Source organism: Streptomyces sp. P17, assembly GCF_032436805.1.
GTDB lineage: Bacteria > Actinomycetota > Actinomycetes > Streptomycetales > Streptomycetaceae > Streptomyces.
Window position 1 is genome coordinate 18,983 of sequence record NZ_JAVRBF010000073.1, and the last position, 19,320, is coordinate 38,302.

Annotated in this window: 18 protein-coding genes; 11 read left to right on the plus strand and 7 right to left on the minus strand. The window is 69.4% G+C overall.

From position 1 onward, the window contains the following. The first annotated feature begins 101 nt into the window (after positions 1–101). The 3 genes from RMT89_RS34215 to RMT89_RS34225 are packed head-to-tail and all read left to right on the plus strand — an operon-like array spanning position 102 to position 4,098. Positions 102–2,231, plus strand: a complete 2,130-nt coding sequence (locus tag RMT89_RS34215) for a helix-turn-helix transcriptional regulator (protein WP_315887655.1) — start codon at positions 102–104, stop codon at positions 2,229–2,231. Further along, a complete protein-coding gene (locus RMT89_RS34220) occupies positions 2,228–3,220 on the plus strand; it encodes a hypothetical protein (RefSeq protein WP_315887639.1) in 993 nt (330 codons plus the stop codon). The genes RMT89_RS34215 and RMT89_RS34220 overlap by 4 nt, the downstream gene beginning before the upstream one ends. After that, entirely contained in the window at positions 3,217–4,098 is an 882-nt protein-coding gene (locus RMT89_RS34225; RefSeq protein ID WP_315887640.1) for a DUF6339 family protein, read from the plus strand. Before RMT89_RS34220 ends, RMT89_RS34225 begins: the two co-directional genes overlap by 4 nt. 15 nt (positions 4,099–4,113) lie before the next feature. Here the strand turns inward: RMT89_RS34225 and RMT89_RS34230 are convergent, their stop codons facing one another. From RMT89_RS34230 to RMT89_RS34240, 3 genes are all read right to left on the minus strand, one after another. Then, on the minus strand, positions 4,114–5,334 hold the full coding sequence (locus RMT89_RS34230) for a DNA cytosine methyltransferase (protein WP_315887641.1): 1,221 nt from the start codon (positions 5,332–5,334) through the stop codon (positions 4,114–4,116). A gap of 98 nt (positions 5,335–5,432) precedes the next feature. After that, the gene (locus RMT89_RS34235; protein ID WP_315887642.1) at positions 5,433–6,404 is read right to left on the minus strand and encodes a DNA cytosine methyltransferase; all 972 of its coding nucleotides are present in this window, start codon (positions 6,402–6,404) and stop codon (positions 5,433–5,435) included. Next, positions 6,401–6,793, minus strand: a complete 393-nt coding sequence (locus RMT89_RS34240; protein ID WP_315887656.1) for a very short patch repair endonuclease — start codon at positions 6,791–6,793, stop codon at positions 6,401–6,403. The genes RMT89_RS34235 and RMT89_RS34240 overlap by 4 nt, the downstream gene beginning before the upstream one ends. A gap of 711 nt (positions 6,794–7,504) precedes the next feature. Here RMT89_RS34240 and RMT89_RS34245 point away from each other — a divergent pair. Beyond that, complete coding sequence (locus RMT89_RS34245; protein WP_315887643.1) at positions 7,505–8,812, plus strand: DUF222 domain-containing protein; 1,308 nt, start codon at positions 7,505–7,507, stop codon at positions 8,810–8,812. A gap of 116 nt (positions 8,813–8,928) precedes the next feature. Continuing rightward, positions 8,929–9,396 (plus strand): SRPBCC family protein, encoded by a 468-nt coding sequence (locus RMT89_RS34250; protein WP_315887644.1) that lies wholly within the window; start codon positions 8,929–8,931, stop codon positions 9,394–9,396. Positions 9,397–9,678: 282 nt separating this feature from the next. Here RMT89_RS34250 and RMT89_RS34255 read toward each other — a convergent pair whose 3' ends face one another. Continuing rightward, positions 9,679–10,719, minus strand: coding sequence for an SEC-C domain-containing protein (locus tag RMT89_RS34255; RefSeq protein WP_315887645.1), 1,041 nt, complete (start codon positions 10,717–10,719; stop codon positions 9,679–9,681). A 67-nt stretch (positions 10,720–10,786) separates the two neighbouring features. Continuing rightward, entirely contained in the window at positions 10,787–12,259 is a 1,473-nt protein-coding gene (locus RMT89_RS34260) for a glycoside hydrolase (RefSeq protein WP_315887646.1), read from the minus strand. Between the two features lie 211 nt (positions 12,260–12,470). Here RMT89_RS34260 and RMT89_RS34265 point away from each other — a divergent pair, with 211 nt between their 5' ends. The 4 genes from RMT89_RS34265 (at position 12,471) to RMT89_RS34280 (ending at position 15,367) form a co-directional block, all read left to right on the plus strand. After that, entirely contained in the window at positions 12,471–13,259 is a 789-nt protein-coding gene (locus RMT89_RS34265) for a class E sortase (RefSeq protein WP_315887647.1), read from the plus strand. A 53-nt stretch (positions 13,260–13,312) separates the two neighbouring features. Beyond that, positions 13,313–13,621, plus strand: a complete 309-nt coding sequence (locus RMT89_RS34270; protein ID WP_315887648.1) for a DUF6412 domain-containing protein — start codon at positions 13,313–13,315, stop codon at positions 13,619–13,621. A gap of 85 nt (positions 13,622–13,706) precedes the next feature. After that, positions 13,707–14,396: a YidC/Oxa1 family membrane protein insertase gene (locus RMT89_RS34275; protein ID WP_315887649.1), complete on the plus strand. Its 690-nt coding sequence runs from the start codon at positions 13,707–13,709 to the stop codon at positions 14,394–14,396. 119 nt (positions 14,397–14,515) lie between these two features. Further along, positions 14,516–15,367: a fumarylacetoacetate hydrolase family protein gene (locus RMT89_RS34280; protein ID WP_315887650.1), complete on the plus strand. Its 852-nt coding sequence runs from the start codon at positions 14,516–14,518 to the stop codon at positions 15,365–15,367. Positions 15,368–15,447: 80 nt separating this feature from the next. On the opposite strand, the gene RMT89_RS34285 is transcribed toward RMT89_RS34280, so the two are convergent. Continuing rightward, positions 15,448–15,957 carry a heme-degrading domain-containing protein gene (locus RMT89_RS34285; protein WP_315887651.1) on the minus strand — a complete coding sequence of 170 codons (510 nt, stop codon included), beginning with the start codon at positions 15,955–15,957 and terminating at the stop codon, positions 15,448–15,450. After that, positions 15,954–17,021 carry a Gfo/Idh/MocA family oxidoreductase gene (locus RMT89_RS34290; RefSeq protein WP_315887652.1) on the minus strand — a complete coding sequence of 356 codons (1,068 nt, stop codon included), beginning with the start codon at positions 17,019–17,021 and terminating at the stop codon, positions 15,954–15,956. The genes RMT89_RS34285 and RMT89_RS34290 overlap by 4 nt, the downstream gene beginning before the upstream one ends. A gap of 48 nt (positions 17,022–17,069) precedes the next feature. On the opposite strand from RMT89_RS34290, the gene RMT89_RS34295 reads away from it, so the two are divergent. Both RMT89_RS34295 and RMT89_RS34300 read left to right on the plus strand, forming a co-directional pair. Then, the gene (locus RMT89_RS34295; RefSeq protein ID WP_315887653.1) at positions 17,070–18,179 is read left to right on the plus strand and encodes an ROK family transcriptional regulator; all 1,110 of its coding nucleotides are present in this window, start codon (positions 17,070–17,072) and stop codon (positions 18,177–18,179) included. 183 nt (positions 18,180–18,362) lie between these two features. After that, positions 18,363–19,139, plus strand: a complete 777-nt coding sequence (locus RMT89_RS34300) for a hypothetical protein (RefSeq protein WP_315887654.1) — start codon at positions 18,363–18,365, stop codon at positions 19,137–19,139. The last annotated feature ends 181 nt before the right edge of the window (positions 19,140–19,320 follow it).

The window sequence follows — 19,320 nt, forward strand, 5'->3', positions numbered from 1 at the left end:
TCTGTCAAAGGTTGTTTGACATGAGGTGCACTGTCAAAGAGGCAGGTAGGCTGGGGGAGCTGTCCGACCGCAACTGGAGCAGGATCCGAGAGCAGGTGACCGTGGAAGCAGGCGAGGACTTCGGTCCATGGCTGGCGCGGCAGTTGAAGCTCGCCGACATGACGCAGACCGAGCTGGCCGTGGCCGTGGAGGTGACGCGTGCGGCTGTCTCGGCGTGGATCACCGGACGGGCGACCCCGCGCCCCGAGACGATAGAACGGATCGCTCGGGCCTTGAACACTGACCTGGCCACGGTGCACACCCGCACCACTGACACTCAGGCCGGCCTCCCCGTCGACTGGTATCACCGGCCCGGACACGCCGACGGGGGGCGGGAGTTGGGCAATGCCGCCGCGTTCGCTTTCGACGCGGACGTGTCTGTGCTGGCCCGGGAGACCTGTCAGAACAGCCTAGACGAGCGACTCACGGCCAACGGGCGGCCCGTGCGGGTGCGTTACACCCTGCACGAGCTGACGGGGGAGACACTCGCCCGATTCCGCGAGGCCATCCAGTGGGACAAACTCTTCCCGCACTACGAGGTGGCCGCTGCGCAGGAACAGAAGGTCGGCCGGGTCATCGACGCGGGGCTGCGCGACATGTACGAGCGAGACCGCTTGGTGCTGCTGCGGGTGGACGACTACAACGCGGCGGGCCTGACCGGCGACGACTACGACGACGGCCGCTTCGCGGCGGTGGTCAGGCGTCAGCTCGACAGTCACAAGTCCGGTAGCTCTGCGGGTGGTTCGTACGGCCTGGGCAAGGCCACCCTGTGGGCGACCAGTCGGCTCGGCCTCGTGCTCATCAACTCCACGCTGTCCGAGCCTCACGAGGGCCGGACCGAGCGTCGTCTCATCGGCCGCCTCGATCTGCCGTGGCGCAAGGTGAACGGCGAAGCGTGTGCAGGGCCGGCCTGGTTGGGGCGGCCCGACCCCGACTCACCGGGAGCCAGAGTGGCGCGCTCCTGGTGGGCGGACGAAGAGACGGTGGAGTCCCTTCACCTGACGCGGGAGAGCGGCGAGCCGGGAACGTCGTTCCTGATCGTGGGCGCCCACGACGTGGCCAGCCTCGCCGACGACAGCTCCACGTCCGAGGGCGACGAGACCGAGGACGACGACAGCATCCAGCGGATGCATCGCCGGCTCGTATGGGCGTTGGGCAAGAACTTCTGGGCCGCGATGACGGGCGGCGGCGACCGGCTTCCGCTCTTGGAGGCATCTGTGCGCACCCTGCGCAACGGTGCTGTGGTGATCCCGGAGGAGCGCGTGGACCCCACGGTCACTCAGCCTTCCCGTACGCGGGCGCTGAAGGCGTTCCTGGACGGGACTACCGTGGAGCAGCTCACGGAGTCCGGGCAGGTCGCCGCGACCACCGTCCCCCTCAACCTGCCTGTCCGGGGCGGCGGACGCGCGTCTCTGGGAGAGCATCGTGCGGTGCTCCTGGTAACGGATGCCGAGGACGCGGACGGAAAGCCCAATCGCGTCGTGGCGATGCGTGGCAACCGTATGACGGTGCGGGACACCGCTGTTCCCGGTCTCCCGCTGTCCGTCAACCCGTTCCAGGCGGTTCTGCTTACCGGTGACGCAGCGGGTCCGTCGGCCCCGTTCGCCACTGAGGCCGAGGAGTTCCTGCGTGCCGCCGAGCCCCCGGAGCACAACAAGTGGGGTCAGACCGAGGAGCTGACGCTCACCTACTCGCCCTCGGCGTACCGGAGGATCAACGCGCTCACCCGAGAGACCAACGCGGCGATCAAGGCGCTGGTGGTCCGCCCCAAGAAGGGGCCGAAGCCGGGGGGAGGGCGTCTGGCCCGGACGCTGACCGTTGGTTCGACGAAGAAGCGGAAGAGGCTCTCGACGGCGACCATGCCCGTGTTGGAGGAGCTGGACGCCCAAGTGCTCGACGGAGGTGCCTGGCAGGTGATCGGCGAGATCAGGATTCCCGCCGGCGGCGCCGAGTGGCGACTCGTGCCCGTGGCCAAGTTCGACGTGCGTTCCGGTCCGCGCCCCACCATCGCGTGGGCCGAGCTCGCGGGCGTGGACAACTGTCAGGTGGTGGAGGGGACTCTGCGCTTCTCCGACGGAGCACGTTCGGCCACATTCCGTGGCGTGACCGACCCCACCACACATGCCGTCAGAACGAATCTGAGCGGGCTCGTCGTCGAACTGCGGACTGGTGAAGGGGAGTCGCTGTCATGAAGGTGTTCCCGTATCCGCGACTGCGCGGCACAGTCTCGCTGCGGGTGGACGCGGCAAAGGTCAAGGCACCCGAGCAGCCGCGTGAGCAACTCGACTCCCGGGCGCGTTCCGTCGTCGAGCGGGTTGTCGCGCTCGGCCTGGCGGAGACGCTGGACTGGGAGACCGCCACGCTGACCGTCTCGGCGACGATTCCCTCGAAGGCCACCGAGCCCGGCGGACCGTGGTCCGACGTCACAGTGGTGGCGGTGCTGACGGACAGGACGACCAACACTCGCGTCACGTCGAGGCTCGTCCCCGAGACGGAGGGCGGCCGTGAATGGCGCGGTGAACTGCAGGTGCTGCGCTCCGACATCTTTGACCGTGCCGGCCTGACTGTTCAGGTGATCGCGTCGGTCGACGGCGTGCCCGGCCGGATCATCGGAGAAGCGGTCGACGACTGGATCGTCGACGTGAGGAGCGACACTCCGACCCGAGAGTTGAGCTTCGACATCAAGGAAGTCGGGTTCGCCAAGGGCCCGCGCTGGCTGCAGAACTTCACCGACGCACCGTGGATCGTGAACGCGTCGGGCGCGCTTCCCACCGTGCACATCAACACCGACTTCGACGGCATTGCGGACGTCCTCGGTGCCGAAGGGCGAGGCCCCGAGGGGATCGTCAACGAAATGATGGTGTCCCAGATGGCCGCCGACGTCTGGGTCGCCGTGTTCCACTCGGCCATCGGTGACCTGGAGATCGAGGACGACGGCACTCCGCTGTTCCCGCACGGTTGGCAGGGTGAGGTGCTCAGGGAGATGCTTCCCGACGTCGTGCCGGATCGGACGATCGAGGACGCCTTGCGCGAGGTGCACCGCCGCCGCGTCGGCGCGACGGGATGGACCGAACTGCAGCCGCGCATCCAGTACGCGGCGATGCGGAGGGCCGACGTGCCCAGGGCCCTGTCGGAGACCGTACGCGGCCTGGACAAGCTCAAGCGTGAGGACGAGGCATGACGGAGAGGCCCGATCATCTGCCCGAGTACCTGGCTCGTCTCGCCGACGAGGAGGCGGCTCGGTTCATCTCCGACGGGTTGTTGTCCGGGAAGGACAACGTCCCCGGGATTGCCCTCAACCAATCCGCCGAGCCGCTGCCGGAGAGTCCTCGGTGGAGACTTCGCGCGATCCGGGACCTGATCGACGACGCGATGTATATCTACCGGGACGACAGACCGACACAGGCGGACGCCTGGCTCGCGCCCCGTCTGCACGCGATCCTTCGTCTCACCCGTGCGGAGGCGGCCGACCCCGCGCTGTGGAACTACCTGGCACTCGGTGTCGCTCCCGACTTCGTGGTCTGGCGGCATCTCTCAGAATCGAAGAAGTCTGTCAACGCGCGGTATTTCAAGGGCCCTTACCACAAGCAGGCCTTCGCTCGGCTCTGGTGGTCGGCCGAACTGTTCCGGAACGGGCCGAACTACGAACCGGTCGTCGTGGCCTGCGGCAACCAGGACATGCTGAACACGGTGTTGAGACTGGACGTCATCGACCACCGGCCTACGGCGCAAGCCTTGGTCCGTCTGCTTCAACGGGAAGTCGTACGGACGGGCCGTGATGCGAATGCTCTGGGCAAGGCGGTCAACGCTGCTGCCGCAACCGTGATGTACGACGTGATGGCACCGGACGTGGAGCGTGACGTCGGGGCTGTGCAGAGATGGATCGACGAGGCGGAAGCAGGGCTCTCCGTGCACCACCGCCCTCTTCCCACCGGGCCGGCCGAGGAGCGCGCCCCCGATGATTCGGTGGAACGCCTGACGGACCACTTCGCTGAGCTGTTTTCGGAGGTGCCTGTGCGCGGCAAGGGAGCGAGCATGGAGGACGCCGAGGAGGAGTGATCCGGTTGCCCGTCGCTACTTGCGGGGCGGCTGCCAGGACGTCAGAGCTTTGATGGCTTGTTCCTTGCGGTCATCGTCGAGCCGGAGCGCCGTGCACAGGATGTGGACGGCCAGGAGCGGCGGAATCGCATTGCCGATCTGCTGTGCGACATCGGTGCCTTGCCAGGGGTACTCGACCGGGAAGGTCTGCAGCAGGCCGGCTTCACGGGGCGTGAAGCGGTCCTGTTCCGGGCCCAGTTCGGGTTCGCCGTTGTCATCGATGCCCTTGAGTTCGAACACCTTGTTGCGGCGCACCTTGCCGGTGACCGTGGCTGACGGCATGTCGGAGGTGCGCAGTCCACGCTTCTTGGGGTCGCCCCCCGACCCGTAGTTGGAGCGGACGACGAAGTCTGTGGATCGCGTGTCCCTGAGCGCGTCGCGCATCGAGACCCACGGCTTCGGCCCATCGGTCCGGACCGGGGCATCGAAAAGAGAACTCTGCTCGGCCGCAGCGTTCGCCGTCGCGGGCTGCTGGGCGGGGAGGCGCTGTGCCCCCTTGCGATATCGCTGATGCGTGAGGGGAGGGAAGTCCAGGCTCTGGCCTCTGGTCCCTCGGTAGCGTGCGATCAACACCGCGCGGCGACGGGTCTGCGGCACCCCGTACTCCTCGGTGTGCAACATGCCGCGCTCCGCGTCGTAGCCCAGTTCACGGAGAATGTCGCGGTATGTCTCCCAGACGGGCAGGACGGTGGGTACCTGCTCCAGCACGACTGCCTCATAGGGCTCGGCCTTGAGCTTCTTTTCGGCGATCCACCGCAGGGGTTGCAGTACCAGCCCGGTGCGCTCATCAGCCCATGACTCCGCGTGGGCTGTCTTCTCGACCTTCGCCCAGGCCCTCTCCAATTCTCCGACCGTCTGGCTCTGTCCTACGAGCTCTGCCAGGTCCTGGACAACTTTGAGGGCCTTGTGTCCCTCACGATTGCCCGCCACCGAGTACGTCTGACAGGGCGGGCCGCCGGTGAGGACACGGGCCGAGGCGACCTCGGGGTCGAGTGGATTCACCTTCGCCACGTCCGGTTCCCTCGTGGTGAGCAGGTTCGCGGCGTGCCGCGTCGCTCGGGTCGAAGTGTCCCATTCCACGCCAATGGTGCTCAGATCGAGCATCTCGGCCGCGATGTCCAGGCCGCCGGGCCCTGCAAATAGGTCCACAATGTAGGGCTTTGCCTGGTTTGCGTCCGGATGGGGTGCTCGGGTCATGACGTGGAAGTGTAGCCGGCGTGGCATCCGCGGCACCGCCTGAGTTGTGCGGTCGGTCTCGATGTCGCAGTTCCTGCTGTGACCTGGCGCTTCACGGTTCAGGAGCGGAGCGCCGCGGCAATCGCCCGACCGAGTGCCTCGCCCACCGGCGGAGGGGATGCGTGGCCGATCTGTCGGTACCGGGCTGTCTTCTTGCCGGTGATCTCCCAGTCGTCAGGGAAGCTCTGGAGCAGCGCCGCCTGGTCCACGGTGAGCCGCACCATGCCGTCCCGGCCGAGTTCCGGTGCCCACACGAAATCGGGCCCCGGGATCTCGTTTCCCAGTGAGTGAGCGTTCACCCCCAGCCCTTCCCACTTGCGTTTCGTGCCGGCGAGCCCCAGGTCGGCCCCACCGCGATTCTTCGACCCGCCGACCAGTGTTGGGGCCACGCTGGTCGCTTGGGCAATCCATCGGTCGGCGTCCTTCCAGCCACGGGACCGCATGGAGGACGCCAGGGCCTCACCGACCGACACATGGTTCACCACGGTGGGAGACGGTGGCCTGAAGGCCGGAAACCACGTCTTCTTGATCGCCACCAGCAAGCCCTGCTTACGATCCTGCGGCACTCCAAAATCCGCGGCATTCAAGACGAACCAGCTGAACTCGTAACCGAGATGCTCCAGTTCGGCCCGGGCGAACTCGCGGAAGTCGCGGAACCGGTCCGAGTGGGCCAGGGTGGGCACGTTCTCCACGAGCAGCGCGCGCGGCCCAACCGCGTGGGCGAGGTAGACGGCAGCCTTCAGAAGCCGCTCCTCGTCGCCCGACTCGGCCCGGGAGGCCGTGGCGTTCGACTTCACCCTCGGCAGTCCTGCGGACAGCAGGTCCACGTCGTAGCTCTCCGGGTGCTCGCTCGGGTCGAAGTCCAGGAGATCCGCCTGAAGCACGTTCCAGTGCGCTCGGTTGGCCCGCAGTGTCCGGCAGGCATCGTCGTCCTCGTCGAGCAGCAGTTTGGGCTCGAAGCCGGCGCGTTCCAGTCCCAGGGCGAGCCCACCGGCCCCCGAGCACACGTCCAGAAAGGTCAGCCCACTCATTGGCTTTTCCCTCGCCCCCTTCGCCGCTCGACGGCCGCCGCGATACGGAGGGCCACGTCGCTCGGCGCTTCATGCTCCCAGAACCGCAGTACTTCCCACCCGGCCGCAACGAGCCGCTCGGTGGTCTCCGTGTCACGCGCCATGTTGCGGTGCAATTTCTGCCGCCACCACTCTGCGTTGGACTTCGGTCGCGTGGCGTGTTCGGGACAGCCGTGCCAGAAGCAGCCGTCCATGAAGACCGCGATCTTGGCCTTGGGGAAGACGACATCGATCGTGCGGCGAGGCATACCGGGTACGGGCACGTTCACTCGGTACCGCAGTCCCGCAGCGTGCAAGAGGCGCCGAACCGCTACCTCCGGCACTGTGTCGCGGGAGCCCTGCTTGCTCATCCGGGCGGAGACGGAGGGGGAGGATGGGATGAGGTGAGGCACGGAGCAATTCTGTCAGGGCAGGGGGCGGCGGTCTCAACCGTACGGAGATGATCAAAGGGCCCGTCGGGCTCGACCTCGCAAGTCTGAACCGTTGGGCCGCCCGCTTCCTTGTCAGTGTCGTGCTTCCGCGGACCGCGTCAAGGGCGCTCCGCGTCGCCTTCGGCGATCGGCCTGCGGCCGACCCTTGACCCGGTCCGCTCCAGCACGGGTGAGAAGCGAGCGCGCGGCCCGGAAAGACGGGTGGCCAGGTTGGGTGGGGTCGGGTTGGTCGAGGAGCGGGCCGGGGTTGGGGGCGCGGTCGCGTCTCGCATGCACGCCGAGTCTGCTCAGCGGCTTGCGGCAGGCGGGAGGATGCGCCTGCGGCTCTGGCGTGCCGGGTGCGATTGGCGGCTGCGCGTGTGTGCGTGCTGAGTGGATCGGTGGATCGTTCTGGAGCGGTTCACTCTTTCGAGTCTGGTGCTGACCTGGTGTTATCACTCTCCGTGAGCGATAATTGGGAGTGTCGACTCGCCTGTGGGCGCGGGGAGTTCGGTGCGCTGTCGAGGGAATGCGGGGGTGAGCGTTATGTCTGGGACAGGGCTGACGGGTGGGGGCGAGTCGTCTCGTGGTCCTGTCCGGGAGGGTCGGGCTGACGAAGCTGCGGGTGCGGGTGTTTTCGGCCCCGGTCCGTTGGACGAGTGGGCAGCAGAGCTGCGGGAACTACGGCCGAGTGCGCTGAGTGCGGCTCGGCTCGATGACCTTGATCTGGCGCAGCTTTCGGCGCGGGGGCGGATCGATGCGCTGGTGGTGCTGGAGCGACACCTGTCGTGGTTACAGGCCAAGCAGATTGAGGTTCTGGCCGCGATTGCGGAGCACACCGAGATCCCTGACGCCGCCATCGTGGATGCGGGAGGGAAGCTGGACGATGTCTTCGCCGCCTCGTGGGACACGGCCGTCGAGGAGGTGGCGTGTGCGTTGCGGCTGGCGAACCAGACCGCCGCGCACCGTCTGAGGACGGCCACGCTGTTGGCTGTCCGACATGAGGGCACGACCGGGCTGCTCGCGGGTGGAGAGATCTCCTATCTGCAGGCGCAGGCGGTTGCCGAGCAGTTGGAAGTGCTCGACGACGAGGTGGCCGGCCAGGTGGAAGCAATCATGATGGTGAAGATGCCCGGGCAAGCGGCCGGGCAGACGAGGGCTGCTCTGCGCCGGGAGATTCTCCGGGCCGATCCCGAAGGGGCGGAGGTGCGTCATCGGCAGCGGCTTCGGGAGCGGAGGGTTGAGCGCCATCCGCAGGACGACGGCATGGCCTGGTTCGGGGCTGTGTTACCCGCGCAGCAGGCCGCGCTGATGGAGCAGGCGGTGGACACCCGTGCCGACTCCTACACGGACGGAGGACGGACCTTGGAGCAGAAGCGCGCCGATGCTCTGTTCGACCTGGTGGTCAACCAGCCCGGAGCGTCTGCCCCGGCGGTCAGTGGGGCGCCCTCGGGCCGGTCTGCCGTAGTGGTGCAGGTGACCGTTCCATTCGACATTCTCTTGGGCGCGGATGATGGGCCTGCGGAGCTGAAGGGATACGGGCCGATCACCGCCGGGCAGGCTCGCGAGCTCGCGTTCGCGCCGGGCACGGTCTGGAGGCGTCTGCTGACACAGCCGGAGACCGGCCTGCTCGTCAAGACCGATCCGACGACCTATCGGCCGACGGCCGAGACGGCACGGCAGGTGATTGCTCGGGACCGGTACTGCGCCTTTCCGAGCTGCCGGATGCCCGCGCACCGCTGCGACCTCGACCACATCCGGCCGTTTGACCACCAGAATCCCCGGATGGGCGGCCAGACAGTGCCGGACAATCTGCAGCCGCTGTGCCGCCGTCACCACCGCCTCAAGACCCATCACCCAGGGTGGAAAGTGACCCGAGATCCGCACACCGGTACCAGTACCTGGACAGCTCCCACAGGTCACACATACACCAATGCTCCGCCCGTCTATCGCGAGTGAGACCACACGTCTGCGTGCGGTCCAAGCGCTCACATGCCCAAGTGGCATGGGGCGTTCGGTAAGTCGTGCCCCTCGGCCGTCGAGCGGTTGTCGGACCCCGCTGCTTTCATGGAGCCATGACCAGCAAAACCGTCGTCGTAGAGCGCCGTATCGCCGCAGATCAGGGCACAGTGTGGGCAGCACTCACCGACCTCCAGGGCATGGAACACGTCCTCACCGGCGTCTCGAAGATCGAGGTTCTCTCAGGCGACGGCTTCGGTGTAGGCACCCGCTGGCGCGAAACCCGTCGCATGTTCGGTAGGGACGCCACCGAGGAGATGTGGGTCACCGCATGCGACCCGCCCGAGCGCTATGTCGTCGAGGCCGAGTCCCACGGCACCCACTACCTCTCGGAGTGGGTGCTGCGGGCCCACGGGCCGGTCACGACGACCGTCGGTATGACGTTCACCGCCCAGGCCCCGAGCCGCGGGGCCATGGGTGTCCTCGCCAAGATTCTCGGCGGCCTCGGCGCTCGCGCGGTCAGTAAGGCCATCGCCAAGGATCTCGACGACGTTGCCGCCGCCGTCGAGGGGCGGACGGGGTGAGCCCCGGTCACTCCGCCCCTGTGGCAGTCCCCGTAGAGCCCGTCACTCCGCCCGCTGTGGCAGTCCCCCGTAGCCCGGTCACTCCGCCCCCGTGGCAGTCCCCCGTAGCCCGGTCACTCCGCCCCGTGGCAGTCCCCCGTAGCCCGGTCACTCCGCCCCGTGGCAGTCCCCCGTAGCCCGGTCACTCCGCCCCGTGACAGTCCCCCGTAGCCCGGTCACTCCGCCCCGTGGCAGTCCCCCGTAGCCCGGTCACTCCGCCCCGTGACAGTCCCCGTGGCAAGGTCACTCCGCCCCGTGACACACCCCGTAACCCCGCCCCGACCCGCACCAACAACCCGCCCCCCGCTGCGGCGGCCACTCCACGGCCCGCCCCCGCGCCGCCAGCGTCGTCGCGTACTGGGGCAGAAGCGACACCTCCCCCGGTGACGCCCCCTCCGACGCCGCGAACGCCTCGTACGACGGGACCGTGCCCGTCACGATGCCCAGGTTCGGGGTGCCGGAGGTCGCCAGTTCCCGCAGGGAGGCCTCTATGGTCGACAAATGTGCGTCGTGGGACGGATACTCGTCCGCCAGCGTCGGGTACGCCTCCAGCAACTCGCTCAGTTCGGCCGCCGGCCAGTGCAGTACCGCCACCGGGAAGGGGCGGGACAGTGCCTCCCGGTAGGCGCCGAGCTCCGCTCGCAGGCGGCTGATCTCCGCCTCCAGTTCCGCCGGGTTGTTCGAGCCCAGGGACCACACGCGCTTCGGGTCGTGGAGTTCGTCCAGGGACACCGCGGAGGCGGGGGAGGCGGGGGAGGCGTGGGTGAGGTGGATCGTGTCCGCCAGGGTGTCCCAGTCGTCGTGCGTCGCGCCGAGCATGCGGCGGACCCGGTGACGGCCGTACAGCAGCGGATGCGTTGAGTACGGGGGCTCCGGGACGTCCGTCAGGAGCAGGCGCACCCCCTCCGTGAACGTCTCCTGCGCCGCCTCCAGCTCGTCGTGCGACTCCAGCGCCTCCGCCACGATCACCCAGGGGGCCGGGTCCCGGGGTGCCGCCGCTCGGACTCCGTCGATGATCGCCCGGGCCTCCGCCTCATGGCCGTACTCCCACAGGTTCGACGCCTTCAGGGCCCGGATCAGGGAAGGGTTCTCCAAGGAGTCCGCGGACGACAGCAGGCGGTCGTAGAGCGTGCTCGCGGCGGGGCGGTCGCCGGACAGTTCCAGGTGGGCCGCCGCCCGCAGCAGCAGGGCTTCGGCGTCCTCGGGATACAGGCCGGCGGTCCGCTCCAGGCGTGCCGCTTCGGCGGTGTGGTCGACGTTCTCGGCAGGCGTGTCGGGGCGCATGGGGGACACCGTACTGCGGGCGCCCGGCGAGCGTGAGATATGCGCAGGCCAGGACGCCCGGCGGACATCAGATCGTCACCCCGTCCACGTGCAGCGTCTGCACCGCCCCCGGCGCGAACACCGCGCTCACCGACTTGCCCGACACATACCGGTCCGCGTACGACCGGTACATGTCCCCGCCTCCCGTCACCGTGTTCCAGCGCGGGACCAGGCCTCCCGAGCCGCCCGACACCGTGGTGAAGCGGGAGAGGTCGAAGGTCAGCGTCTGGGCGGCAGTCGAAGTGTTCACGGCCACCAGAACCAAGCGGCGCGCCGCCGCGTCGTACGCCGCCACCGCGTAGCTCACACCCGTGTCCAGGATCGTCATGCCGGGGCGGATATGGCGGCTGAACTGCGCCATCACGTAGTACTTCGGCTGTACGGTCGTCGGCTGGAGGGTGTTCGCGTCGTACGCGATCATGGCCCAGCCCGTCGACGGGTCCATGACCTGCCAGTAGCACCAGGCCGTCGGATGCAGCCAGCGGAAGTCGTAGCAGAGGTTGCGGGCCATGCTCAGGCCCGTGCCGTCGCTGTCGCCCGTCTCCGAGTTCCACAGCTTCTTGCCCGAGGTCGTCACTACGTCCGTGTAGAGCAGGTCCCTGCGGCCGCCCGTGCCCTGGTAGCCGTGCACGTTCACCTGCGACACCAGCGCCTTCGTCGACGAACCGAACGAAGCCCACGTGCTGCGCGCCGTGTCGTAGTTCGTCTCGTCCGATGCCGAGATGCGTACGGAGGACAGGCCTCGCTTGTCCAACTCGCTTCTCATGTACGGCAGTACGGCCGCCTGTACCGCCGGGTCAAGGTGGCAGCCCTCCTGGGTGCCCGTAGCCGTCCACCAGGTCGACGCCGGCTCGTTGAAGGGGTCCACCGTCGCGAAGTTCACGCCCCAGTTCGTCCTCGCGTGCAGGGCGACCGCCGCCAAGTGGGAGGCGTGCTGGCGGTAGTTCCAGGTCTGGAGGTTGTTGCCGCCGTCGGCGGCGCCGGACGGGTTGTGGTTGTAACACATCCACCACATCGGGGAGTTGGCGAACAGCTCCGAGACGGCCCCTCTCTGCGTCGCCTTCACCAGCATCGCCCGCTGCGCCGCGTCCGCCGTCCAGTCCCAGGCCGAGGACGCCGGGTCCTCGTTGTTCCAGTCCTGCCAGAACCCCTCGATCTGCTTGAAGGCGGGGATGTTCGGCGACTTGACCATCGTCTGGCCGTTCACGCTGTTCCAGCTGCACGCGCCCAGGTTGTAGCGGGCGATGTTCAGACCCAGGCCGGGGAGCGAGGTGCCGTTGTACGTCACCGACTTGGTGGTGAAGAAGAGGTCGGCGAAGTCGTCCCGCGTGCCGAAGACATTGCCCCACCAGGCCAGTGATGTGCCCCAGCCCTCCCATGTGCCGTACCGCGTCCCGGGGTTGACCGCGATCGTCGCGTCCGCGTGTGCGGTGCCCGTCGCCAGGGCGCTGCCCAGGACGGCTCCGCCTGTCGCCGCCAGCAGAGTTCTGCGTCGGATCATGACTTCTCCGCTTCCCGAAGCTTGCCGGAGCTTCCCGATGCCTTCCGATCATTCGGAAGGTGGCCTGTCCCGTCCATGCCATCAGGAAGCATCGGGGGCCCCGGCGGGGGTTGTCGAGGGTTGCGACAGCCCTTTCTCAAACCGCTGTACGAAGTCTCGAACGTCCCCACGGACTCTGGTCACTTCACCTCCGCCCCCCTATCGTGCGTGCATGCGGGGACCCCTCGTCGTCCAGCACAGCACCCGACGCCGCCGCGCCCTCGGCCGCCGCGCACTGTGGACCGGCGGCGAACTCCTGGTCACCGTCGGCCTCGTACTGCTGCTCCTCGTCGTCCACCAGCTCTGGTGGACCAACCGGGAGGCCAAGGCGGACGCCCGACGGGGGGTGGCGGCGCTGGAGCGGGAGTGGGAATCGGCACCGCAGAAATCAACCGAGCCATCCCCCCGGACATCCCCGGAAACGGCCCCTTCGGAAGCCGCCCAGCCCTCCGCCCCCCAGCCCTCCGCACCCCAGCTCTCCGCCCCCCAGCGACCCCCCACCCCCAACTGGTCCCGCACCTACGCCATCCTCACCATCCCCGCCCTCGACCTCCGCGTCCCCGTCGCCGAAGGCATCAGCAAGAGCGGCGTCCTCAACAAGGGCTACGTCGGCCACTACCCCGACACCCAACAGCCCGGCCGCCCCGGCAACTTCGCCCTCGCCGGCCACCGCAACACCCACGGTGAGCCCTTCCGGCGGCTCGACCGGCTCGGCGACGGTGACGAGATCGTCGTAGAGACAAAGACGGCGGTGTACACGTACGCCGTCGACCAGATCCTGGCGCAGACCTCCGCGCGCGACACCGGGGTCATACGGCCCGTGCCGCGCAGCCTCGTTCACCCCCGCCGCGGCTATCGCGATCCCGGGTACTACATCACCCTGACCACCTGCACGCCCGAATACACCTCGCGTTACCGGCTGGTGGTGTGGGGGACGCTCCGCTCCATGCGGGCGCGGTGAGGTATAACGAATGACAGCCGTATGACACATGGCAACGGGAAGGGGGGAAGCTGATGATCAAGAGCTGGACCGGTCTGCGTCCTGCCCTCGTGCTCCTCACCCTCTTCCTCGATGTCGTCCTGCTCGACTCCGGCAGCCTCTTCGCCGCCGTCGCCCTCGCCGCGACCGCCGCCGCCGGTTCCGCGCTCGCCGTCTGCTCGGTCATCGCCGCGCGCTGCGCGCCCGCCGTACCGCCCACCAGGGTCCGTACGGCCATCCGCGACCGGGACCGTCGTACGGCCTTCCTCCCGCAACGCGACCCCGATGCCAAGGGACGCACGCGCCCCCGAGCCCCCGGACTCGTCCTCGCGACGACCGCGTAGGGGCAGACACCTTTAAACACCCCGCGTGGGTCGTCATGCCGCCCATCTCCATCCCGGCACGACGAGACCCCCGGAGGGCTCACCCATGTCCGTTTTCGCCCGCCTTGTCGAGCAGCTCGCCGAGCTGCTCCAGCCGCTCTTCCACGGCTCCGCGGCCGCCGCCGCGGTCGTCCTGTTCACCATGCTCGTACGGCTGCTCGTGCATCCGCTGTCCCGGGCCTCCGCCCGCGGTCAGAAGGCCCGCGCGGCGCTCCAGCCGAAGATCGCCGAACTGCGCCGCAAGCACGGGAAGAACCCCGAGAAGCTCCAGCGGGCCGTGCTGGAGCTGCACACCGAGCACAAGGTGTCCCCGCTGGCCGGCTGTCTGCCGAGCCTGCTCCAGGCGCCCGCGTTCTTCCTGCTCTACCACCTCTTCTCCAGCGGGGAGGTCGGCGGCCGGCCCAACGAACTGCTCGGCCACGAGCTCTTCACCGCACCCCTCGGCGACCGCTGGACCGACGCGTTGAGTGCGGGAGGAGCGGCCGGGCTCGTGTACGTCGGGCTGTTCGTGCTCGTCGCCGCCGTCGCCTTCTTCAACTACCGGCAGTCCAAGGTGACCCTGGCGGACAGCGCGCCGGCTCTCGGCACTCCCGGCGCCGGCGCGATCACCAAGGTCATGCCGTTCATCTCCTTCTTCACGCTGGTCACCGTGGCCGTCGTACCGCTCGCCGCCGCGCTGTACGTCGTCACCAGCACGACCTGGAGCGCCGTGGAAAGGGCCGCCTTGTACAAGTGACCTACGGTCCAGTACGTGAACCGGGTATTGCGGACTGGTCTTGGACCTTGGAGGATCGACCAGTCCTCCGATGGCTGCACACGTCGGCGGGCGCCCCGCGATCGAGGGAGATTGTGATCATGAAGCTGCTGCGAGTCGGTACGGCGGGAGCGGAGACGCCCGCGCTGCTCGACGCCGAAGGGGTTCTGCGGGACCTGTCGGGAGTCGTGCCGGACATCGACGGAGCGCTGCTCGCCGACGACGAGGCGCTCGCGCGCATCCGTGCCGTGGCCGGTGAGCTGCCGGTTCTGGACGCCACGGGGCTGCGGATCGGTCCGCCGGTCGGGCGGATCGGGAAGGTCGTGTGCATCGGGCTGAACTACCACGACCACGCCCGCGAGACGGGGGCCGAGCCGCCCGCCGAGCCGGTCATCTTCTTCAAGGCCGCGGACACGGTCGTGGGGCCGAACGACACGGTGCTCGTCCCTCGCGGGTCGGTCAAGACCGACTGGGAGGTCGAGCTCGCCGTCGTCATCGGGCGTACGGCTCGGTATGCCGAGTCCGCTCAGGCGGCGCTCGGGCATGTCGCCGGGTACGCGGTCGCGCATGACGTGTCCGAGCGTGAGTTCCAGATCGAGCGGGGCGGGACCTGGGACAAGGGGAAGAACTGCGAGACGTTCAATCCGCTGGGGCCCTGGCTGGTGACCGCCGACGAGGTTCCCGATCCGCAGAACCTGTCGCTGAAACTGTGGGTCAACGGGGAGCTGAAGCAGGACGGGACGACCGCCGAGCAGATCTTCCCGGTGGGGGAAGTGGTGCGGTACGTCAGTCAGTTCATGACGCTGTATCCCGGCGATGTCATCAACACGGGTACGCCGGCGGGGGTGGCTCTGGGGCAGCCCGAGCCGAAGCCGTTCCTGCGGGCCGGGGATGTCGTGGAGCTGGAGATCGAGGGGCTCGGGCGGCAGCGGCAGGAGCTGAAGGGCGCCTGAGCGGCGGGGGCTGCGCGAGCGTCGGCGACTGCGGGTCGTCTGTGGCTGGTCGCGCAGTTCCCCGCGCCCCTCGGGCCGGTCTACTCGGCCTTGTTCAAGAACTCCTCCAGCGCCTCCACCACGAAGCGGTGGTCCTCCAGTTGGGGCAGTCCGGAGACCGTCACCGCGCCGATGACGCCGACCCCCTCCACCGTGAGGGGGAAGGAGCCGCCATGGGCCGCGTACACATCCGGGTCCAGGCGGGAGGAGTCCTCGAAGGTCGTGCCCTTGGCCCGGGAGCGGGCGCCCACCAGGTAGGACGAGGAGTGGTAGCGCTCCACCACCCGGCGCTTGCGGGCGATCCACGCGTCGTTGTCCGGCGTCGAGCCGGGAAGCGCGGCGTGGAAGAGCTGCTGGCCCGCGCGGTGGATGTCGACGGCGACCGGAGCCTGGCGTTCGCGGGCCAGTTCCACCAGGAGCGCGCCCAGGCGCCAGGCGTCGTCGAGGGTGAACTCCTTGAAGACCAGGCGGCGTTCCTGGGCCTGGAGTTCCTCGATGGTCGGGGTGATCTCCGGGGTGAACTTCGGGGTGATTCCGTTGCTGTGCGTCACAGCGCCACCGCCACTCCGTCGCGGGCCGAACGGCGGGCCGCCTCCAGTACGTCGAGGGCGGCGGCCGCCTCCAGAGCGGTCACCGGGTTGGTGCCGCCGTCGGTAAGGGCCCTGGCCACGGCCGCATAGTACGCGGGGTAGTCGCCCGGAAGGGTCGGTTCGGGGCGGCCCCCGCCGGTCAGCGGGGACTCCCCGGAGCCGACGCGGCCCCACAACGACTCGGGCTCGGTGCCCCAGCCGGCGCCCGGGAGCTCGCCCTCGCGCAGGGCCGCCTCCTGGGGGTCGAGGCCGTACTTGACGTAACCCGCCTTGGAGCCGAGCACCCGGAAGCGGGGGCCGAGCTGGGCGGTGGTGGCGGAGACGTAGAGGTGGGAGCGGACGCCGTTCGTGTGCGTGATCGCGATGAACGTGTCGTCGTCCGTCTCGGCGCCCGGGCGGCGGATGTCCGACTCGGCGTAGACCGAGGCGGCGGGGCCGAAGAGCGTCAGGGCCTGGTCGACGACATGGCTGCCGAGGTCGTAGAGGAGACCTCCGATCTCTGCCGGGTCGCCGGACTCGCGCCAGCCGCCCTTGAGTTGGGGGCGCCAGCGCTCGAAGCGGGACTCGAAGCGGTGGACGTCGCCCAGCTCGCCGTCGGCGATCAGCTTGCGCAGGGTGAGGAAGTCGTTGTCCCAGCGGCGGTTCTGGAAGACGGACAGGAGCAGTCCGCGCTCCTCGGCCAGCGCCGCGAGCTCCCGGGCCTCGGCCGCCGTGCCCGCGACCGGCTTGTCCACGACGACCGGGAGGCCGGCCTTGAGGGCGGCGGTGGCGAGCGGGACATGCGTCTTGTTCGGGGACGCGATGACGATCAGGTCGAGTTCGTCGGCGCGGGCGAACAGCTCGTCGGGGGTCGCGGCGATACGGACGTCCGGGTACCCGGCGCGGGCCTGCTCCTGCCGCTCCGGGTTGGCGGTGACGACCGTGTCCAGGGTGAGGCCCTCGGTGGCGGCGATCAGCGGGGCGTGGAAGACGGAGCCGGCGAGGCCGTAGCCGATCAGGCCGGTGCGGAGGGATGTGCCAGTCATGACCCCTACTTTCACAACGCTGTTGCCAAAGTGCAAGCGGTGGGGAGAATGGGGGGCGTGAGCAGTGCAAAGGGAATCAGTGGGGCGGCCTCGGGCGTGAATCTGCCGGTGCTGCGCAGCCACAACACCGCGCTCGTGCTGGACCTGCTGCGAACCGCCGGGCCCGAGGGGATCAGCCGCCTGGAAGTGGCCGACCGGATCGGGCTGACCCCGCAGGCCGTCAGCAAGATCATCGCGCGGCTGCGGGCGGAGGGGCTGGCCGCGGAGGCGGGACGGCGGGCGTCCACGGGCGGCAAGCCGCGGACCGTACTGCGGCTGGTGCCCGAGGCCGGGCATGCGGTGGGCGTCCATCTGGACCGGGACGCGCTGCGGGCCGTGCTGGTGGATCTGACGGGGACGGTGGTGGCGGAGCGGAGCGCCTCGCTGGACCTCGGGGCCGGGAAGGCGGCGGTCGTCGAGGGTGTGGTGCGGGAGGTTTCGGCGCTCGTGGAGGGGCGCGGGGCCCTGCTGGGCGTCGGCATCGGTCTGCCCGGGCCGCTGGACCATGCGAAGGGGGTCCTGCACCGGGTCACCGGCTTTCCCGAGTGGGACGGCTTCCCGCTGCGGGAGGAGCTGGAGCGGGGTCTTGGGGTGGCGGTCGTGGTGGACAAGGACACCAACGCCGCCGCCCTGGGCCTGGCGGTCGGCGGTGCGGGCGAGTCCTTCGCGTATCTGCACTTCGGGGCGGGTCTTGGCGGCGGTCTGGTGCTCGGGGGAGTCGTGCACCGGGGTGCCCGCACCGGCGCGGGGGAGTTCGGCCACCAGGTCGTCCAACTCGACGGCCCGGTCTGCGAGTGCGGCAACCGGGGCTGCGTGGAGGCGCTGTGCCTGGCCGCGGTGGCACGCGGCGACTTCGAGGAGGCGGCCCGGGTGCTCGGCACGGGCGCCGCGAACCTGGTCGCGCTGCTGGACATCGACGTCGTACTGCTGGGCGGCCGCACGGTCGCGGCCCGTCCGGAGTGTTTCGTACGAGGGACCGCGGCCGTCCTTGAGGAACGCGGCTGGAGAGTCGGCGAGGAGCCGGTCCCGGTGCGCGTCGCTCCGGGTGGCGGGCGGGAGGTCGCGGAGGGGGCGGCACAACTGCTGCTGGCGCCGTTGTTCGGACGGGGGGAGGGGTGAGGGCCTCCCGGGTCTGCTCGACGGGCCCCTGGGGTGGGCGGATGTCCGTACCCCCGGTGATGGCCTCACCAGCCCGTGCTCACCGCACGGCGCTGGACCGGCGGGGCCGATCGGGCGGAAACGCCGCCGCCCTTGGAGTGGCACACCGGTGTCGGCCGGTTCGTCCGGCATGGTCATGTGTTCATGCGACTGTTCCTGTCTGGGTCCCTGTTACTCCCCCTCGCCCTGCTCTCCGTGCCGGGGAGCGCGCACGCCGTCGGGCCGGGGAGCGCCTGTGCCGCCTCCGATGGGCGTTCCTTTCCGCTCAGCACCCGGATCCATGGCGGGCCCAGCTCCTACGAGGCCGGTGGCGGGTATGGGACGTGGTATCTGGAGCTCCGTAACAAGACCGATCTGACCTGCGAGAACGTCCATCCCGTCGTCGTACTCGTCGACGACCGGCGAATGCTGAGGTCCGCCCAGCCCCGGATGGAGTTCTACGTGGGCGGCCAGACCCGGCCCGTCCGGTTCGAGACCACCGACCAGGACGAACTCGTCGGGGCCTTCGACGGGTTCCCCGGGTTCACCGTCGGCCCCCGCAAGACCGTCACCGTGAAGGTGCGGCTCGCCGTCACCTCCGATGCCGTGCCGAACCGCGTCACCGCCAACGCCGCCGTCGTCCAGCGCAACGACGGCGACGGGGACTGGGTCGGACAGTCCAACGACTACCGCTTCGGCATCGACTCCGACTCCGTATCCGACTCCGCATCCGACTCCGCATCCGACTCCGCATCCGACTCCGCATCCGACTCCGCATCCGACCCGGGCACGAGCACCGCGGACCCCGAGAGAACCCCCGCCCCCCGCCTCCCCTTCGCCGAGGAACTCGCCAGCACCGGCACCCCCACCGCCGCCCTCGCCACCACCCTCGCCGCGCTGCTCACCGCGGGCGGTGTGCTGCTGCTGCGGAGGCGCCGCTGACACCGACGAATGCGCCCGCCCCCGGCACGGCCCGCCCCCGCCCTCGCCGCGCTGCTCACCGGGGTGGTGTGCTGCGGCTGCTGCGGAGGCGCTGCCGACACCGGCGAATGCGCCCGCCCCCGGCACGGCCCGCCCCCGCCCTCGCCGCGCTGCTCACCGGGGTGGTGTGCTGCGGCTGCTG

Coding starts and splice junctions, on each gene's coding strand:
- RMT89_RS34220 (WP_315887639.1), top strand. CDS start 2,228: ATGAAGGTGTTCCCGTATCCGCGACTGCGCGGCACAGTCTCGCTGCGG.
- RMT89_RS34225 (WP_315887640.1), top strand. CDS start 3,217: ATGACGGAGAGGCCCGATCATCTGCCCGAGTACCTGGCTCGTCTCGCC.
- RMT89_RS34230 (WP_315887641.1), bottom strand. CDS start 5,334: ATGACCCGAGCACCCCATCCGGACGCAAACCAGGCAAAGCCCTACATT.
- RMT89_RS34235 (WP_315887642.1), bottom strand. CDS start 6,404: ATGAGTGGGCTGACCTTTCTGGACGTGTGCTCGGGGGCCGGTGGGCTC.
- RMT89_RS34240 (WP_315887656.1), bottom strand. CDS start 6,793: ATGAGCAAGCAGGGCTCCCGCGACACAGTGCCGGAGGTAGCGGTTCGG.
- RMT89_RS34250 (WP_315887644.1), top strand. CDS start 8,929: ATGACCAGCAAAACCGTCGTCGTAGAGCGCCGTATCGCCGCAGATCAG.
- RMT89_RS34255 (WP_315887645.1), bottom strand. CDS start 10,719: ATGCGCCCCGACACGCCTGCCGAGAACGTCGACCACACCGCCGAAGCG.
- RMT89_RS34260 (WP_315887646.1), bottom strand. CDS start 12,259: ATGATCCGACGCAGAACTCTGCTGGCGGCGACAGGCGGAGCCGTCCTG.
- RMT89_RS34265 (WP_315887647.1), top strand. CDS start 12,471: ATGCGGGGACCCCTCGTCGTCCAGCACAGCACCCGACGCCGCCGCGCC.
- RMT89_RS34270 (WP_315887648.1), top strand. CDS start 13,313: ATGATCAAGAGCTGGACCGGTCTGCGTCCTGCCCTCGTGCTCCTCACC.
- RMT89_RS34275 (WP_315887649.1), top strand. CDS start 13,707: ATGTCCGTTTTCGCCCGCCTTGTCGAGCAGCTCGCCGAGCTGCTCCAG.
- RMT89_RS34280 (WP_315887650.1), top strand. CDS start 14,516: ATGAAGCTGCTGCGAGTCGGTACGGCGGGAGCGGAGACGCCCGCGCTG.
- RMT89_RS34290 (WP_315887652.1), bottom strand. CDS start 17,021: ATGACTGGCACATCCCTCCGCACCGGCCTGATCGGCTACGGCCTCGCC.
- RMT89_RS34295 (WP_315887653.1), top strand. CDS start 17,070: ATGGGGGGCGTGAGCAGTGCAAAGGGAATCAGTGGGGCGGCCTCGGGC.
- RMT89_RS34300 (WP_315887654.1), top strand. CDS start 18,363: ATGCGACTGTTCCTGTCTGGGTCCCTGTTACTCCCCCTCGCCCTGCTC.